At 61.9% G+C, this 17,003-nt stretch carries 15 protein-coding genes and 1 pseudogene; 5 read left to right on the forward strand and 11 right to left on the reverse strand.

Features of this window, described 5'->3' with window-relative positions; translation table 11 throughout:
• Positions 1–1,383 precede the first annotated feature (1,383 nt).
• The gene (locus ACXJKO_RS11315; protein WP_457091191.1) at positions 1,384–2,487 is read left to right on the forward strand and encodes an AraC family transcriptional regulator; all 1,104 of its coding nucleotides are present in this window, start codon (positions 1,384–1,386) and stop codon (positions 2,485–2,487) included.
• A 95-nt stretch (positions 2,488–2,582) separates the two neighbouring features.
• Here the strand turns inward: ACXJKO_RS11315 and ACXJKO_RS11320 are convergent, their stop codons facing one another.
• Together ACXJKO_RS11320 and ACXJKO_RS11325 are read right to left on the reverse strand one after the other, a co-directional pair.
• Positions 2,583–2,759 (reverse strand): hypothetical protein, encoded by a 177-nt coding sequence (locus ACXJKO_RS11320; protein ID WP_457091192.1) that lies wholly within the window; start codon positions 2,757–2,759, stop codon positions 2,583–2,585.
• Between the two features lie 108 nt (positions 2,760–2,867).
• Complete coding sequence (locus ACXJKO_RS11325; protein ID WP_457091193.1) at positions 2,868–3,011, reverse strand: hypothetical protein; 144 nt, start codon at positions 3,009–3,011, stop codon at positions 2,868–2,870.
• A gap of 387 nt (positions 3,012–3,398) precedes the next feature.
• On the opposite strand from ACXJKO_RS11325, the gene ACXJKO_RS11330 reads away from it, so the two are divergent.
• On the forward strand, positions 3,399–3,629 hold the full coding sequence (locus ACXJKO_RS11330; RefSeq protein WP_457091194.1) for a hypothetical protein: 231 nt from the start codon (positions 3,399–3,401) through the stop codon (positions 3,627–3,629).
• 381 nt (positions 3,630–4,010) lie between these two features.
• Here ACXJKO_RS11330 and ACXJKO_RS11335 read toward each other — a convergent pair whose 3' ends face one another.
• Both ACXJKO_RS11335 and ACXJKO_RS11340 read right to left on the reverse strand, forming a co-directional pair.
• The gene (locus tag ACXJKO_RS11335; RefSeq protein WP_457091195.1) at positions 4,011–5,417 is read right to left on the reverse strand and encodes a porin; all 1,407 of its coding nucleotides are present in this window, start codon (positions 5,415–5,417) and stop codon (positions 4,011–4,013) included.
• 310 nt (positions 5,418–5,727) lie between these two features.
• Entirely contained in the window at positions 5,728–6,507 is a 780-nt protein-coding gene (locus ACXJKO_RS11340) for an outer membrane protein (protein WP_457091196.1), read from the reverse strand.
• A 487-nt stretch (positions 6,508–6,994) separates the two neighbouring features.
• On the opposite strand from ACXJKO_RS11340, the gene ACXJKO_RS11345 reads away from it, so the two are divergent.
• Positions 6,995–7,426, forward strand: a complete 432-nt coding sequence (locus ACXJKO_RS11345) for a hypothetical protein (protein WP_457091197.1) — start codon at positions 6,995–6,997, stop codon at positions 7,424–7,426.
• Between the two features lie 6 nt (positions 7,427–7,432).
• Here ACXJKO_RS11345 and ACXJKO_RS11350 read toward each other — a convergent pair whose 3' ends face one another.
• Together ACXJKO_RS11350 and ACXJKO_RS11355 are read right to left on the reverse strand one after the other, a co-directional pair.
• Positions 7,433–7,744, reverse strand: coding sequence for a hypothetical protein (locus ACXJKO_RS11350; RefSeq protein WP_457091198.1), 312 nt, complete (start codon positions 7,742–7,744; stop codon positions 7,433–7,435).
• Positions 7,745–7,891: 147 nt separating this feature from the next.
• The gene (locus ACXJKO_RS11355; RefSeq protein ID WP_457091199.1) at positions 7,892–8,059 is read right to left on the reverse strand and encodes a hypothetical protein; all 168 of its coding nucleotides are present in this window, start codon (positions 8,057–8,059) and stop codon (positions 7,892–7,894) included.
• A gap of 364 nt (positions 8,060–8,423) precedes the next feature.
• Here ACXJKO_RS11355 and ACXJKO_RS11360 point away from each other — a divergent pair, with 364 nt between their 5' ends.
• Positions 8,424–8,642 carry a hypothetical protein gene (locus ACXJKO_RS11360; RefSeq protein WP_457091200.1) on the forward strand — a complete coding sequence of 73 codons (219 nt, stop codon included), beginning with the start codon at positions 8,424–8,426 and terminating at the stop codon, positions 8,640–8,642.
• Here the strand turns inward: ACXJKO_RS11360 and ACXJKO_RS11365 are convergent.
• From ACXJKO_RS11365 to ACXJKO_RS11385, 5 genes and pseudogenes are all read right to left on the reverse strand, one after another.
• Positions 8,639–11,224, reverse strand: coding sequence for an EAL domain-containing protein (locus ACXJKO_RS11365; protein ID WP_457091201.1), 2,586 nt, complete (start codon positions 11,222–11,224; stop codon positions 8,639–8,641). The genes ACXJKO_RS11360 and ACXJKO_RS11365 overlap by 4 nt on opposite strands.
• A gap of 264 nt (positions 11,225–11,488) precedes the next feature.
• Positions 11,489–12,196, reverse strand: a complete 708-nt coding sequence (locus ACXJKO_RS11370) for an outer membrane protein (protein WP_457091202.1) — start codon at positions 12,194–12,196, stop codon at positions 11,489–11,491.
• Positions 12,197–12,485: 289 nt separating this feature from the next.
• The gene (locus tag ACXJKO_RS11375) at positions 12,486–12,941 is read right to left on the reverse strand and encodes an NUDIX hydrolase (RefSeq protein WP_457091203.1); all 456 of its coding nucleotides are present in this window, start codon (positions 12,939–12,941) and stop codon (positions 12,486–12,488) included.
• Positions 12,942–12,982: 41 nt separating this feature from the next.
• A complete protein-coding gene (locus ACXJKO_RS11380; RefSeq protein WP_457091204.1) occupies positions 12,983–13,483 on the reverse strand; it encodes a phasin family protein in 501 nt (166 codons plus the stop codon).
• Positions 13,484–13,528: 45 nt separating this feature from the next.
• Positions 13,529–13,891, reverse strand: a pseudogene (locus ACXJKO_RS11385) (phasin); the annotation flags it as partial.
• 215 nt (positions 13,892–14,106) lie between these two features.
• Here ACXJKO_RS11385 and ACXJKO_RS11390 point away from each other — a divergent pair.
• Positions 14,107–16,944 carry an ATP-binding protein gene (locus ACXJKO_RS11390; protein ID WP_457091205.1) on the forward strand — a complete coding sequence of 946 codons (2,838 nt, stop codon included), beginning with the start codon at positions 14,107–14,109 and terminating at the stop codon, positions 16,942–16,944.
• The last annotated feature ends 59 nt before the right edge of the window (positions 16,945–17,003 follow it).

A 17,003-nucleotide genomic window follows, 5' to 3' on the forward strand; every position in this document is an offset into this window, starting at 1 on the left:
CCCCGGGGACCACGGGCGACCGCGCCACGCGGTCCGCGCGCCACAGCCCCGCCCCGCGGGCCGCGGGCGGCTGCCCGTGCATATACCAGGTCTCGGTCCTGAACGATGGTGAGCAGCGTGGGTGAGAAGTCCATCCGTGAAGCGCTCGATGGCACGGGAGTTGCCCTGGCCGGAGTTCCTGCGATCAGCAATCCGATCAAGCAAGCAGATCCGATGGTCCCAAGGAGGAACCGACCTTGGCATTTGTTATGCATGCGCCTCTCCCGTTAGTGCCTCACGAGCAGCAAGGAGCGGCCCCGTCGTAATCGGAACAAGGTCCGTGAAGAATGTCTTCCATGCTCGGTCTGGGATCAGCATTCTATCGGTTCGCGCCTCGTGCTTGACACTTCAGGACAGGTGGTTTGCAGTTTGCGACATCCAGCACAGGAGAACCCGTGCCGGGTCGAGGGGCGGCGGCTCCAGTCCTGGATCATGCGTTCCTCCGCGACCGGGCATCAGTACGACCAACGGAAAAGCCATCGAGCGTCAATGGATGTTGGCAGCACGATCTCCGTCACCGGATGGGCGGCGCTTAGAGCACCACGCCCATGCACTAGAACTGGTTCAGGCTGTGCGGGTACTGCGTGGCGAGTTGACGCCGAGATTGCGGCCGCAATCTCGGCGCAATTGCCCGCGTGCCGGAGAGCGCACAACGCCCATGTATCCTCGCACCTCGGCATCCGGTTGAACCCGCCTTCGAGACTCGCGAAGCGGCGCACGTCCGCATTTGTGGGGCCGTTGCCTCGGCCGCATTTGGCTCAGGCGACGAAGAGGCCAAGAAGTCCTGTGCTCAAAAAGATTTGCATCCCTTGTGTGAGCAGTCGCACGGTCAAGGATGAAGCAGTGGCGGGTACCGGCTACGGCCTAAAGGGTAACACCAGAATGCGTCTGCTAATTCTGTCAGCATTGCTGTCCCGGTTGCATGCCTATGCCCTAACGGATGTATCGGTTGATTTGACTTCGGAGTAGTTTCGCGGCCTGATGGCCATGTCTTCGGGAACCTCCAAAGTAAAGAAAACCAGATCCTGTCCTCACAAAGGGCAGGGTTTTTTGTATCTGATCTGCCATTTTCAGGGTTTTCCGGCCGGCTTTCCGGGTTTTTCCTGATGGAACAGCTTGGTGGTTCTGATAGTCTTGTGTTGACACTCAGGGACATTACCTGCTCCAATCCGCACCAATGAAGGCCGTCGGGCTTGTTGATGGAGCTATGGTCTGATCCCAGATCTCCAGCCTGGATTGGGATTGGGGCGGCGATCGCCCCAGGCACGACGGTGTGACTGAGGATGCGGGGACATCATCAGGTTGATTGCGTAAGGGCATCCGATCGACCTGCATGAGGTTCTCATGAAGCAAGTTGATGGCACCGAATGCCTGGCGGCGGGTGACAGCCGGCCACCAGGCCAGGTGTCCCACACCGTCCCGGCAGCAAGTGGGCGAGCGCCTTCCCCAGGTTACATCCACCTCGGCGTCTCCAAGGAAATCGTGCCGACCCTGCAAGCACTCGGCGTCGATCCCGATCCGGTCGTCCGAGAGGCGGGACTCGATCCGCGCCTGTTCGATGACAGCATGAACGTGATCCCGTTTGCGGCCCTGGGCCGGCTGTACACTCTGTGCGTGGCCCGCACGGGCTGCGCGCATTTCGGATTGCTGGTCGGCCGGCGGGCGAGCATCCTGTCGCTCGGCCTGGTCGGCCGCCTGATGCGGCACTCGACCACCATGGGCGACGCCGTGCGCGCCCTCGTCTCGAACCTGAGCGTCGAGGACCGGGCGGTGGTGCCGTCGCTGACGATCCGCGACGGCACGGTCCTGCTCACGTATGCGACCTATCAGGTGGAGAGCCGGAGCATGGAGCAGATTCTCGACGCAGCCGTGGGCGTGACCGTCACCAWCCTGCGGACCTTGTGCGGCTCTGACTGGCGGCCGAGCGAGGTTCTGTTGCCCCGGACCGCCCCGGCGGATGAGGCGCCGTATCGACATCATTTCCGCGCCCCGGTCCGGTTCAACCAGGAAAGCGCCAGCATCGTCTTCTCAGCCCGCGATCTGGATCTGCGGATTGCCGGGTCCGATGCTCTGTTGCGGGCCATGCTGGAGGAGAAGATCCAGCAACTGAAGGGCGCGCAAGGGTCCGAACTCTCCGACGACATTCGGCGGCTGCTGCGCACACGGCTGACCAGCAACCGCTGTTCGGCCGAAGACATCGCGGACCTGCTCGCCGTGCACCGGCGCACCCTGAGCCGGCGCCTGAAGGACAGCGGCCTGGGCTACCGGGAGATCACGAACGAGATCCGGTTCGAGATTGCGCGTCAGTTGTTGCAGCACACGACGGTGCCGCTGGGCGAGATTGCGGCGGCACTGGGCTACTCGGAAGCGAGTGCCTTCACCCGGGCCTTCCGGCGCTGGTCGGGCCAGACCCCGACGGCCTGGCGGGCTGAAGGCCGTCATGAGTGACGCGCCGGCGTCCTCAATCGGTCAGTGATCGTCCCCAGGGTTCAAGCACGAGGTGCCGGCTGGACCTGCGGCTCGAAAGTGTTGTGGTCGCCTGACTAACGTGGAAGGTCGCGCATAGGCATTGCGGCTCCCCCGAAGGTGTCGTTGCGGATCGCGGGCGCCTGGTGCGCTTGGGACGAGACGTAGTTCGGCGGTCGGGTCTGGGATCCCGAGCCGGAGACGCAGCCCATCAGGACAGCGCTGGCCGCCAGCGCGACGATGATCATCTTCATGGAGCCTCCTTGATCTGCCGACGGGTCATCCGAGCACTCCGCCGGCATGTCCGTCGGCCATGAACCATCTCGCCAAGCGCCAAGCCCATGAACGTGACGGGATGACGGTCATCGACGATCGTGCAGCCTTCGGGCCGAGGCATCCTCTTCGCCATCGCCGCCCGAACCGTCGGGCTCGGCCCAGACGAGCGCCACCGTGGACAGACCGACGGCGAGACCGAGCGGCACGCTCATCATAAGCAGCCCGAACATGGGCCTTCTCCATGAAAGGGCCCCGTCCGGGCGATCCGAACGGGGCAAAGTTGGCGAAGGCCTCGGGTGCGGGGATGGGAATGGGAGGCCTTCGGATAAGGGATCATGCCGCGTCCGATACCGGGGTGCTTGACCGATCAAGACAGCGGCTGAACTCTTCGGGACAATCGACCTTTTGCGAAGGGATTTCATCCGCTTCCCAACGAGCCCGCAACGATGCCCCGGGTCCTGATTGCCCATTGCTGTCTGAGATCACCGGCCTATCGCCCATCCGGTCTGGTCACTGCTCCTGGCCCGAAATGCCTAGCCGATGAATTGTACCTTGTTGGTCTGGTGCACTGTGATGCGCCTGCAAGGACGGCTTCTTCTTTTTCGAGGAGTTCCAGCATGAGCGAAGTCACCCTTTCCCAAGTCATCTCCCGTCGACGGGCTCTTTCTCTCGTGGGGTGGGCGGCTGCCCTCAGCCTCGCAGCGCCCGCTGCGGTCGTGATGGCGTCACAGGCTGAGGCCCAGACCTCCAGCATGGAACGGCGTAACGAGCAGCGGACAGGCCGTCACGAGCGGCGTGAGGAGCGACGCACCGGCCGCACGGAGCGTCGTGAAGAGCGCCGCAACTGAGCGGGAAAGCTCGCTCTAAAGAGCGTTCCGGACAGTCTTTGCAAAAGGGACCGGCGTGTGAAGCGGAGCGCCTCAGACAGCACCAAGGCACGATGCCGATGGCGGGCTGGAGCCCGGCGGGCGCGTGCAGGTCAGCCTCCAACGCCGTGGGGCCCAGGTTGACGTGACAGGAAATCTCGCGGGGCCATCGGGTTCCGGCCACTGGACCATCGCCGGCAGGATCGACTGTTCGGGCCGGTGGACCGCCACCAAATGGCGCTGATGCCTGAGGCATCGATCATGAGCCCTCAGGATGCGCTCACGCCAATGGACGAGGCGGCTGACCGGCAAAGGCCTGATCGGAGGGCGTAAGGATCAGGATGTCCCTGGATCTTCCTCGCGTCAGAAGTCGCGCTGGACGCGCAGACGGCCTTCCCACGTATCCTGCGAGCTCGTCGATCTGAAGGTGCCGGTCGCATCGCCGGATGCCGTCGTGAGCGGCACGGCAACCCGGTCGCTGGCGTCGACCCTGATGTAAAGCGCCTCGACGCCAATCAGGAAATCCTTCACCGGGGCCCAGATCACATTGGCCCCCAAGCGGTACTCGTTGAAGTCAACCAGGCCCGTGGTCGTCCCGGCTGTTCCCGCGGCAATCGTCGCAGCGGTCGTGGGCACCGCGTATTGCGCGATCCCGGGAGCATCGAAGTGCATCCAGGAGCCGAAAACATTCGTTTGGATCGAGGGTGTCCAGTTGTGGTTGATGCCGCCGGCAACGCCATAAGCCTTATTGGTGTCGAACTCGCCCGTAAACGGGTTGACGAAGGCATCGGCAAAGGGCAAGCCAAGCGGACCGGCGCTGATGAAGGCGTTGCTGATGGGGCTCGCCTGGCCGGCATTGATGTAGCCGACGGCTCCATCCGTGTAAGTGGCGGAGATCCAGCCTGTATCGCCGTCTCCGAGGAACGGCAGATTGACATAGGCATTGGCAGCGATCGCGAAGCCATAATCCGTGTCCGCAGAGGTCGGATTGGGCAGGCCGGTGATGGGATTGATAACGGGAACCACGACACCGCCGTCTGTGGTGAGGCCCGCGGCCACGTCGCGGATCTGATGCAGAGCGCCCGAGAGCTGGGCTCCGCCCCAGGTGCCGGTGTAGCGGATGTTGGCGACGACATCGGGGAAGCGCTCGCCGGCATAGGTGAACGGGATCGGAGCAAAGACCGCGGTTGGGCTGGCCACCCCGAACAAGGGGAAGTCGAGTTCGTTGTTGACCCGGCGCTCAATCCCGTCTTCCAGCGACACAGTGGCGGAGAAGCCGTTGCCGAACGAGAAGGTGTAGGCCAGCAGGTTCACTTCTGCATTGGCCGGATCGTCGAACCGCAGGTCGCCGAAGTTCGGGGCCGGCAGGTTCGGATCGGTGAAGAACGAAACGGCGCGTCCGGCCGTCAGCCCGCCGAACTGGACGAAGGCCTGAGCGATGTTGGGGGTTGTGGAGATGCCGCCGCCCGTGTGCGCGCCGCTGCTGCGGGTGATTTCCATGCGGATGTAGGTGCGCAGCAGGCCGTAAGCCGTTGCCGTGCGAGCGTCGAGGTTCAGGCGCCCCCGGGCGCGGAAGCCGATGGTGTCCTGGGAGCGGTCCGTCGGCTCGACGTACAGATACTCGGCCCGCACGCGGCCGCCGATGCGCAGGCAGGTTTCCGTGCCGGGGATGTAGACGAAGCCAGCGCCATAAGTGGAGCAAACACGGACATACTCGATCGGCGTTGCGGACTTGGCGGGCAGGTCGGCGGCCTGTGCCCCGCCGGTCATGATCGCCACGGATCCAAGCAACACAGTTCGAACAGAAATCATCGTGCAAGCTACAGGACAGGTCCATCGACCCAGGGACGATGATAGGGCTCGAATGCTAAAAACCCGTCAAGCTTCGTTCAGATGAATGTGCCCGATCCCATGAAAAAGCCGACCGCTGTGGTTCTTTTGCAGCAGGGGACAACTGGACGGCTCAACGTGATCGCAGGGCTATGCTGCCTTCCCCACGACCGCCCATGGCACCTCCCGGGTCAGCAACAAAAAGGCCCGGGTTGCCCCGGGCCTCTTCGTCTGCGGATGATGGGCGATCTCAGTACGTGCCRAACTTGAAGTTCAGYTTGGCGCGAGCRATGAAGAACTCATTGTCATTGTTGCCCAGGTTGGGGGCAAACACRTCAACYGYTSGTCCRRYGGCAGRGGTGAAGSKACCGATSGGACGATTGAAGTCAAAGTCGTCATCRTCYTCRAARCTGACCCACAACCCTTCGAKGCCGATGGTGGCCGCRGARCCGATGCTGCCGAACAAMCCRCCGACCGGCAGCGCCCACTCGACGCCTCCGCCGAGGGCCCAGCCGGTTTTGTCGTCGGTAAAGGCAACACCGCCGGTGGCGTAGATCAGCGCCCGGTCAAACGCGACACCCGCGCGGAGGCGCGCCGTGCCGAACCAATCCGAYAGATTGTTGTTGAACTCGCCGGGCACGAAGACGCCAGGAGCTCCRGCYGGCACGAAGCGGACCTCTTCGGCATTGTCGGTGTCGGCCCACTGAATGTCGGCTTCAACACCCCAGACGAAGGAGCCGGTCTGGAAGTTGTAGCCGATCTGGCCACCGCCGACGAAGCCGCCGTCGCCGTTGCCCGGGAAGAACAGGGTGCCCGGAGCCACGCCGTTCAGAATGACGGTTTGCCGGTTATCGTCACGCCAGCCCCAGCCGGCATTCACACCGGCATAGAAGCCCGTCCACGTGAAGACAGGCACCACGATCGGAGCCGGAGGCGGAGCCGGTGACGGCAAATCTGCCGCCATGGCGCCCGTCAAGGCAAGAGTTGAAATGGCGGTGCCGGCTAGAAGACTAAGAACACTTTTTCTCATGCTAACCACCCTTGTGTAGAGATGAACAAGCGCAGCTTAGGGCGGGTTATTTGATATTTCCTATAGCAAACGGGCAACAGGCAGTAATTATCGTTGGGCGAATACATACTACTATAGAAGTAACTCTGCGTAAGATATAGGAATTTATAAACATTCAAATGATTGTAATCTTAGCGCTTTCTGGGGAAATGTAAATCATCTGTTGACGCCACAGAGGATGCGTGGCCTACTCAATGGGCTTTCGGGAAGTTACCGAGGCGAGGAAAGCAGACTGACCCTGCCCTGCGAAGGGCAGGGTATTTTTATTTCAGCCTCATGGTCGTTGCTGATGGCAGGTCGAGCATTGGGCTGAGTCTCCTGCTGCTTTCCGCTCAGACCATGTAGTTCGGGCAAGCGAATACTCCCGCCAACGGCTTTATCGAGCCGGCACTGACTGCCGAATCGGCAACTCATTTCATCGTCTTAGTTCGCGATCATGCTTCCGGTAATGATACTGCTCTCGATCGGAGCCAACGAGCTGACGGACGCGCTCTCCGCACGCCGGAAGGTCACGGTGGCGTCGAGCATCCTGTCCGATCTCATTGCCCAGCAGCGCGATGTGGATGGCATTTATGCGGGCAACGCGTTCATCGCCGTGTCGATGATCATGAAGCCCTTCGCGAGCGATGGGTTGACCTCCATCGTGTCGAGCATCGTGGTGGATAAGGACGGTAATGCCAGTGTCGCCTGGAGCCTTGCGAGAAACAAAGCTTCGCTTCAGGAAGGCGATCCTTACGTGTTGCCGAACGAATTAAAGGTCGCGAACAGCAGCGTGGTCGTGGCCCAGGTTGGCTACAGCTACAGCCCTATGCTCGGCTATGTCCGCCTGCGCGTTGCATCACAGGTGAGCGGCGTCACCTGTACGGCAAGCGATTGCTGAACGAGATTACCGGGAGGCCGACATGCCTGCCGCCTGAGGGACTGGGCTCTTGGTCAGAACCATCCGGTTGTCAGCGCGGCTGCAGGAGACGGTGACGAAACCGTCGGAGGCCGGAATGCGAACCGTCGTCTCATCGCTCGTATCGACGAGGCGCACCGGCTGTTCGTCGATCTCGTCGGAGGCTTCGGCAATGATGGCGAGGCAATCGGCATAGGGCATGGATGCGACGCGCGAATTGACGTCCTGTGCATGAACGGCTGAGCCGAGAGACAGGATTCCCAGAGCGCCGGAGATGACGGAAACGATTGTGAGCCGCATCGATTGATCCTTCCAACGCTCGGAAGATCAGCACGCCCGAGGTTTCGCCGCTGTGTCCTATCACACAGGGCATGAACGTTCCCCTAGCGCGGGGCGTTCCTGACAGGATTGTCGCAGGTGAGTCGCACTTTCTCCACAACAGAAAGCTTAGCCGCTCGACTCTTTCATGCGCGCCGACATCTCGCGCCCGCGACGCTCCGCTTGCTCCAGCGCCTCTGCGATGACAAGTAGGCTCTCGGGTGAGGCGACGGGATTGGTGGATCGCATCTGCGCCAGAATTTTTTCAGCTTCCGCTTCGTATCGGCCTTCCGGCATGGGCATGTCTCCTTCAAGCTATACCGATGCAACGATGGAATTGAGTTGCCAGTTCCGCCCCTCATCACGACTTCGCGAGAGGGCGCTGCCTGCGGCATCGCGCACCCTACGCAAGCCTTGCCATTTGTTGGCGAATGTAAGACAGTTCCATTCGTGAGGCGGCGTTGCATCCACCCGTGTCGCGGTTCCTCCAGCGATCCTTATCCTTAAGCTTGTGCCTTGAGTTCCTGACGTTGCCGGAAGCGGGCTCATGACCCGCCAGCGCAGACGAGTTTTCTGTTCATTCCCCCTTCGGGACTTTCCGTCCCGTTTTTGATTTTCGTGTTCAGCCATGATTCATCCCAAGATCGGCAGGGATGGTCCCATGATGTTATCCGGACCTGATCCCTTGCAGGATGCCCTCGAACTCAGGGCGCAGATCCGGGGCCTGAAGGCCCTGCTCGATCTGCAGCGCTGGCAGATCGAGGTGCTCACAGACAAGCTTTATTMCGCGGAGCCCGGAGGGACCGCGGCCCGACGCTTGCTGGCGCTCAAGCAGAGCGAAGAGCGCTCGCGATACAGGGTTGAAACGGAAAAATCCTAGTGATTGAAGGCGGGCCACTGGTCGCGCGCGAAGACGGAGTTGCGGTCGGGGAGACCGAAGCGCGTGCCGTTCCATGCTGGGATCAGGTTGGGAATGTTCCCGCCTGGGACAGCCCGTCCGAACAGGAAGCCCTGGCCCAGGTCGCATCCCTGGCTGCGCAGGAAGGCGGCCTGAACCGATGTCTCCACACCCTCGGCGACCGTCGTGATCCCGAGGTTGCGTCCCAGATTGAGCACCGCCTGCAGGATAGCGGTGTCGTTGGCGTTACTCGCCAGATCATGAACGAACGAGCGGTCGATCTTGATAATGTCGACCGGGAACTGCTTAAGGTGCGACAGGGACGCGTAGCCCGTGCCGAAATCGTCGAGGGCGATCTTGACGCCTTCCGCGCTGAGCGTGCGCAGCGCCTTCTCGACGCTCTCGGCTCCATGGCCGAGGAAGACGGTTTCCGTGACCTCGAGTTCGAGATGGTGGGTAGGAATCTGTGCCCGGCGCAGGCGTTCCAGAATCTGATCGGCGAAATCGCCGGCCTTGAATTCGGCGGGGGAAGCGTTGATGGCCACATGGCCGAACTCGAGACCGGATTGCAGCCAGCGGCGCATGTCGTCGAAGACGATGTCGTGCATCTGCTTGCTGAGGCCGAAGGCCAGGTGCGGATCGTCGAACGCAGCTTGGAGCTTTCCGGGAAGCTCGATGCCGTTGCTGGGATTGCGCCAGCGCAGCAGCGCCTCGAAACCCGCGAGCAAGCCGGAGTTCAGGAAAACCTTGGGCTGGTAGAAGGCTTCGATGCTGCGGTTGTCGATGGCGTCGCGCGCGTTGTTGCGCATCTGCGCCTTCTTCTGCGTTTCGGTGCGCATGGAAGGCTCGAAGACCATCACCTTGCTACGCCCCGTGATCTTGGCGGTCATAAGAGCGACGTCCGCCTGCTTGAGCAGATCGGCCGCCTCCTGCGCATGGTCGGGCCAGATGCTGACGCCGAAGCTCGCGCGGCAATCCAGAGTACGGCTTCCGTACGTGAAGGGTTTCTGAAGCTCCTCGAGGATCGGTAAGGCAACGGCCTTCGCCTCGTCTTCGCCCGTGATGCCGGGAAGGATGATGGCGAATTCGTCGCCGCCGTTGCGGGCGACGATATCGGCGGGGCGCACCAAGCGGCTGAGATTGTTGGCAACCGCCTGAAGAACGGCGTCGCCGGCATCATGGCCGATTGTGTCGTTGATTTCCTTCAGGTGATCCACATCGAGCAGGATCAGACCGACCTTGCGCCCGATATTTGCGGATTGCTCCAGGGCCTTCGCGAGGCGTGCATGGAAGAGGGTGCGGTTCGGGAGCTTGGTGAGCGAGTCGTGGTGAGCGGTCCAGAGGATGCGCTCCTCCGCCTCCTTTTGAGCCGTGATGTCGCTGATGATGCCCTCAAGCGCGATGGGCTTTCCCGCTGCGTCGTAGATACCCTGGCCCCGGTCCACGACCCAGCGGACGGTGCCGGTTCGCGTGATGATGCGGTAGACGATGTTGAAGATGCGGTTCTTCTCCACGCCGTCGCGAACCATCTCCTCGACGAGCGCACGATCGTCAGGGTGAATGATGTCCCCCCACGAGACCCTGTGCTCCTCGAAATCGCTGACCGGATAGCCGCTGAGAACTTCCGCCCCTTCGCTTATGAGGGAGAAGGGCCAAGGCGATGTAATGCTGCACCTGTAGACGAGACCCGGCAGATTATCGATGAGCGTCGCAAGCTGGCGCTTGCTCTCGCGCAGTTTCGCTTCAGCGTCGATACGCTCCTCTTCCGCGAGCTTGCGGGCGTGGATGTCATTCGCGACCGTGATGATGGAGACTATTTTGCCCGTATCGTCCCGGACGAAGGAGACATAAACCGCGCACCAGATGGTCGATCCGTCGGGGCGCACATAACGCTTTTCGATCTGGAAAGGCACGCCGCTTCTCAGGCTTTCCTGAAAGATGGCTTTGTTCGCCTCTGCATCCTCGGCATAAGTGAAGTCCTGCATTGGCAGGCCTTCCAGCTCGTCAGGGCTGCGGCCGACGATCTCGCAATAGCGCTCGTTGACCATCAGCACATGAGCGTTCAGATCCCGGTGCAGAATGCCGACTATGGTTTGCCGGAAGACCGTGGCGAGCTGCCTCTCCCTGATACGCAGGGCCTCCGCCGCATTCCGGCGCTCATTGATGTTTCGGAAGATAACCGTCAGGCCCGTATCGACGGGAACGGCATGGACTTCGTACCAGGCGGAAAGCGGTTCGAAATAGGCCTCGAAAACCTGCAGCTTCTTCTCCGATACGGCCCGGCGATAATGATGCTCGAAGATCGAACCCAAGGTCCTCGGAAAGCGCTCCCACAGAATGGAGCCGATGAGATCGCTTTGGGTGCCGAGTTCCCGGCAGGCACGCTCGTTATGATAGATGAAGCGCCATTGGTCATCGAGAAAGAACACGCAATCCGTCGTGCCCTCGACGAAGGCTTGGACATAGCAGGATGGCTGAGCAATAGCGGAGGGCGCGCTGACACGCGATGGTGGGCGAATGCCGAGGGAGAGGCGATGCAGCCAGGAGCGGCCCCAATTACGCATTACTGCACTCGTTGTTATGACCGCGAAAAAACTCCGCAGCCTTGTTCTGCTTGGTCAGTTCCAGCGTTCTGTGATGCCGTCGCAATGAATGACGATAGGATCGGAAAATTATGATGGCCGCTCAACGGGAAAATCAAGCAGAACTTGCCGCGGCGTTTCGGTAAATAGATCAAGAAACGCAGTAACATTCCCGCAAGGGCGCGAGCCCGAAAAGCAAAAAGCCCGGCGTGAACGCCGGGCTTTCGAAATGTCTTTAGAGGACGATCAGTTGAACTTGTAGTTCACGCCGGCGCGGATCACGCCGAACTCCGTGTCGCGACGGATGTTGATGCGATCGGCGAGGGCGTAGTTGTCCTTCGTGTCGAGGTTCACGTAGAGGCCTTCGACCTTCGCGGTGAAGTTGTCGGTCACAGCATATTCCATGCCGCCGCCGACGGTCCAGCCGCCGTTGGTGTCGTTGCTGCGGTGATTGCCGAGCACGGTGTCGAGGCCCTTGTTGCCGCCGATGTCGCCGTAAGCAAAGCCGGCGGTGCCGAACACGAGAGCGCGGTCGAAAGCAACACCGGCGCGGGCGCGGATCGTACCGAAGTAGCCATCCGAGTCACCGGCATAGTAGGTGTTGCCGTAGGACGAGCCCTTGTTGCCGACTGCGGCATACTGAATGTCGGTCTCGGCGCCGATGACGAACATGCCCATCTGGTAGTTGTAGCCAGCCTGAGCGCCGCCGATGAAGCCGCCCTTGCTGCCGCCGCCAGCCACGCCGAAGGCGGGATCGTAATAGCGGCTCGTGCCCGAGCTCCAGCCGTAGCCAGCATTCACACCGGCGTAGAAGCCGCTCCAGGTGAAGATCGGCATCGCGTTATAGGCCGGAGCGGGCGAGTAGCGGGACGGAAGATCGGCGGCCTGAGCGGTCGAAGCGACAATCGCGAGAGCGGCGGTGGCGGCAAGCAGTCCGAAAGCAGAGGTACGCATAACTATATTCCATTGTTGGACACGAATGATGGTAGGCATCTATTGCCCATGCCCTCAGTAATAAAGGCGGATATGCGGTAATTGCAATATGATTACGCGTAATCGTTGCCGACATGCTTGATGATTTATGAACGTTTACTATTCATCAACCATGATCGGGTGGTAATGTTGACGCTGCTTTCATGATGGTGTGCAGATGCGCCCATCAATTGGGCCTTGCGGCACAAAGTTTGAGACAAACTTCAACCCTGCTTCTTCGCGAGGCAGGGTTTTTTCTTGTCCGCAGGGATCAGTCGGTCGAGAGCTTCATCATCGCCTCGGCCCGTCTGGCGATCACATCCACATCCGCGCTCATGAGCAGCGTCTCGGGGCGCAATTCGTCGAGCGAAAACCAATCCGCTTCGAGCGCATCGTCCGCTGCAACGGGTTCGCCGGACAGCCATCGGCAGAGAACCGCGATCAGGATGTAATGCTGCGTGACCGCGCCATCCTCGGCGCGCACCAGAATGTCGAGCGTCGTGATGATGTCCTGCGCTTTTGCCTCGACGCCCGTTTCCTCGCGCAACTCTCGGATTGCCGCCTCGGAAACCGTCTCGCCATATTCGATCTTGCCGCCGGGATATCCCCATAGTCCCGCATCGGGCGGATTGGCGCGGCGCACGAGCAGGGCCCTGTCGTTCTCGATGACGACGGCAATCACTGCCGGGATGGGAGAGGGAACATGAAAAAAGGCTTGGCTCGTCATGGAGCCAAGCCTTATCGCAAATTGGTTGATCTCAATAGAGATCAGCGCTGACGGTGCAGGGTGGACTGAAGCGGCTCGAAGCTCTTCGTCATCCAGCTCACGGTGGTTTCCGCGATGTCCTTCCACTGGGCGGAAGCCGCCTCGAAGGCCTGCCGGGCTGCCTGAGTCTGGGCCTTGAGGGCCGTCTGCAGGTCCGCGCTGTCGAGGGAGCTGCGCCACAGCTCTATGGCCGCATGGCCCTGGCTGTGGAGCGCCTCGATGATCTTGCCGTTCACTTCCAGCGCGCCCTTGGCCGAGACCGTTGCGGATTCGCGCATGGCATGACGAAGGGCATCGCCCTGGCTGCGAACGGTGGAGAAAACCTCCTCGGTCTTCTTCACGGTTTCGACGACGGGGGCAGGGAGCGTCGCGACGGGAGCCACAGGCGCTGCCGCCTCGATCACTTCCACCGTTTCCGCAACCGGCGCCGCCGCCAGCTCGACGAGATCAGCCTTGGGAGCAATTTTCAGGCTCCGGGTTCTGGTCTTCTTCGTTTCCGCCATAGGAACGTCCTCTAAAAGTTTGAGAAGTTACTTCTTCGAAGTGGGCTGCTTCATCGCCGACTGGGCGAGGGAGCCGAATTCCTTCATCTGAGTCTGCATCGCCTCGAACTGCGAGCGGACGAACTCGGCCTGGATCTGCATGGCTTCCTGCACGTCCTTGGCGCGCACCATGCGCTGGGCGAGGTCGAAAGCGGCCGTGAGGTTCTGCTCCGCATAGGTGAAGGTCTTGCGGGTGGCATCCTTGGCGCTGGCCTGAACCGTGTTGGCCGAGCCTTCGAATGTATCGACCGTCTTCTGGGCAGCGCTCATGAAGCCGTCGATGGCCTTGCGGGCCTGCTCGACGCTCTTTTCGGCGAAGTCGCGCATTTCGGCCGGGATTTCGTAGTTCTGGTTCGGGTTCGTCGCCATGGGGCACTCCTCTTGAGGTTGGTCTTGGGGCTGGTATTTGTGCAGTGCAATATCACATTGTGCACCGCAAAATCAACTGGCTTTTCAAGCTTATTATTAAGGTTACCTCTAAGTAAAAGGATTCAAGCCCTTCGTCCCCCCTGCCACCTTGCCAACAATAGTCTAAAACCTCTTCAATAAGGTGACTCTTAAAAGAGGTGAGGGCGAGGCTTTTCATGATCCAGGCCCCGGACCAATACCAGACGATGATCGCGCGGCTTGCCGCCGAACCCGACTTGAGCGTGCTAGCTCAGCCGGACGCTGTCGTTTTGGTGTGGGATAGGGGGATCGACAGGCTGCTCTGGGCTTCGTCCGCCGCACAGGGTCTTCGGGACGCTTTGACGGTCGAGGCGGGCTGGGTCACGTCGGACCTGCGGGCGAAGGACCGGCTGAAGGCCCTGGCTGCCGGCGCGGCGCCGACTGAGGGCGCCCGCATCGAGCGCCTGCGCATCAACCCCGTCCGGCCCTGGCAATCGGTCTCCTGCCTCTGTCGCCTCGCCACGCTCGACGATGGCGAGGCCGTTCTGGTGACGGTGGCCGTGGGTTCCATTCCAAAGCTTCCAGCCCGGCAGGACGAGACCGCGCTACCGGTCGTCCAGCCCGAGCCCGTCGCTGCTGAGGAGCCGAAAGCGGCTCAGGAGAAGCCGCGCGGGCCGATCCGTTTCATCTGGCAAGCCGATGCCGGAATGCGCTTCACGCAGGCCTCACCAGGCCTTGCCCAGGCGGTCGGCCATCGCAGTGGCGATATCGTCGGCCGGACATGGGGTGAACTCACCCGATCCTTCGTCAACGATCCTTTCGACAGCATTGCCGCGCTCACCGAACGCGGTGAGACCTGGAGTGGGCGCACGGTTTTCTGGACCCTCGACGATCCCTCTCAGGAGGTGCCCGTGGACCTCGCCGGCATGGCGRTGTTCGGGGCGGACCGAGAGATCATCGGCTATCGCGGTTTCGGCCTTCTGCGGATGGACGAGCTGCGCAAGCGGGACGCTACGCCGGACGCCCCCAAGAGCGCAGACGAGCCGCCCCAGGCATTCGCGCAAGGCCTCCCCGAAGACGATATTCAGGAGATCTCCGAGGACACGGAAGTTCTAGAGCAAGGCTCAACGGAGCTGTCGGTCGATCCGATGGTCGAAGCCTTCCTGACGGATGCGGCCCTGCCTTTCGCACCGCCGGAGGAGGCGAAGGCCGAAGAGGTGGGCGAGCCCGCTCCCGCGGAAGAAGAGAACTGGTTCGCGAACCTGCGCGACCGCGTGGCGGAAGCACTTTCGACCACGAAGCCGGAAGCCGCGCACGCAGCGGACACTTCAAGTGAGGAAGGCATCCAGCCGCCCAAACCTGAGCAGCCCGCTTCAAGCCTCTCGAATGCCGAACGCCATGCCTTCCGCGAGATCGCGCGTGCCTTGGGTGCGCGCCTGGAAGGTGAGGAGAAGCCTCAGACTTCCGATCCGTCTCCGGCTTTGGCCATCGCGGAGGAGAATGCTCCGTCCCTCGACGCGGAGGACGTTGCCGACGAGCCTGAAGCTCCAGTGGAGCAACCGGAAGAGAAGACGCCGGATTTGCGCGTTCCGGATGACAAGCTTCTCGACAGGCTGCCGATCGGAATCCTCGTTCATCGCGGCGAGCGCATCCTGTTCGCGAACCGCTTCCTCCTCGATCTCACCGGCTATACCGATGCCGACCAGCTCGCCAATGAAGGCGGACTGGTGCAGCTGTTCCGGGATTCTCCCGCGCTCACGGGATCGGATGAGGACGATACCGGCCTTGCACTCACCACGCGCGTGGGCGACGCCATCGCCGTCACCGTCCGCTCGACGGAAACGGAATGGGCGGATGCGCCTGCGCAGCTCATGCTGGTTCGCCGGGCGTTCAGCCAGGAAGCGGCGCAGCTCACACGCGACAGCCGCGTGCTGGAGCTGGAGGCCATTCTCGATACGGCGACCGATGGCGTGATCCTGTTCGATGAGGCGGGCCGCATTCTCTCGCTCAACCGTTCAGCGGAAGCGCTCTTCGGCTATCACCAGCGCGAGGTCGTCGGCAGCGCCATCACGGTGCTCCTGGCACCCGAGAGCCACATGGTTGCGCTCGATTATCTCGAGGGCCTGCGCTCGCCTGGCGTGGCGAGCCTGCTCAATGACGGACGCGAGGTTCTGGGCCGCGAGCGGCAGGGCGGCACGATCCCGCTCTTCATGACCATGGGCTCCGTAGGCGAGGGCGCGAACCGCAAGTTCTGCGCGGTCTTGCGCGACATGACCACTTTCAAGAAGGCCGAGGGCGAGCTCGTCGGCGCCAAGCGTGCGGCGGAAGAGGCGAGCGCGCAGAAATCGGATCTCCTCGCCAAGATCAGCCATGAGATCCGCACGCCGCTCAACGCCATCCTCGGTTTCGCCGAGGTAATGCTGGAGGAGCGTTTCGGCCCCATCGGAAACGACCGATACAAGGAATACCTGCGCGACGTCCACGCCTCCGGCTCGCATGTGATCAGCCTCGTCAACGACCTGCTCGATCTCGCGAAGGTCGAGGCCGGGCGGCTTGAGCTTTCGTTCACAGGTGTGAACCTGAACGATCTCGTCTCGTCCTGCGTCACGCTGCTTCAGCCGCAGGCGGCGCGGGACCGCATCGTGATGCGCATGAGCTTCGCACCCAAGCTGCCGACGGTGGTGGCCGACGAGCGGTCCGTGCGCCAGATCGTGCTCAATCTCGTGTCGAACGCCATCAAGTTCACGGATGCCGGCGGGCAGGTCATCGTCTCGACCGCCATGACCGATCGCGGCGAGGTCGCCTTCCGCGTGCGCGACACAGGCATCGGCATGACGGAGAGCGAGGTCGAAGCCGCGCTTGAGCCTTTCCGGCAGGTCGCCACCTCCCGCAAGCCGGGCGGCACGGGCCTCGGCCTGCCGCTCACCAAGGCTCTCGTCGAAGCGAACCGGGGCGCGCTGCAGATCGCGAGCAACCCGAACGAGGGCACCCTCGTCGAAGTGATCTTCCCGCCCACGCGCGTATTGGCCGAGTAAGCCAGTCAGCCTCGGGGAGTTTGATCCCTGGCGGATCGGCGCTAGCTTGTGGCTGTCAC

The sequence above is a fragment of the Microvirga sp. P5_D2 genome, from assembly GCF_054049475.1.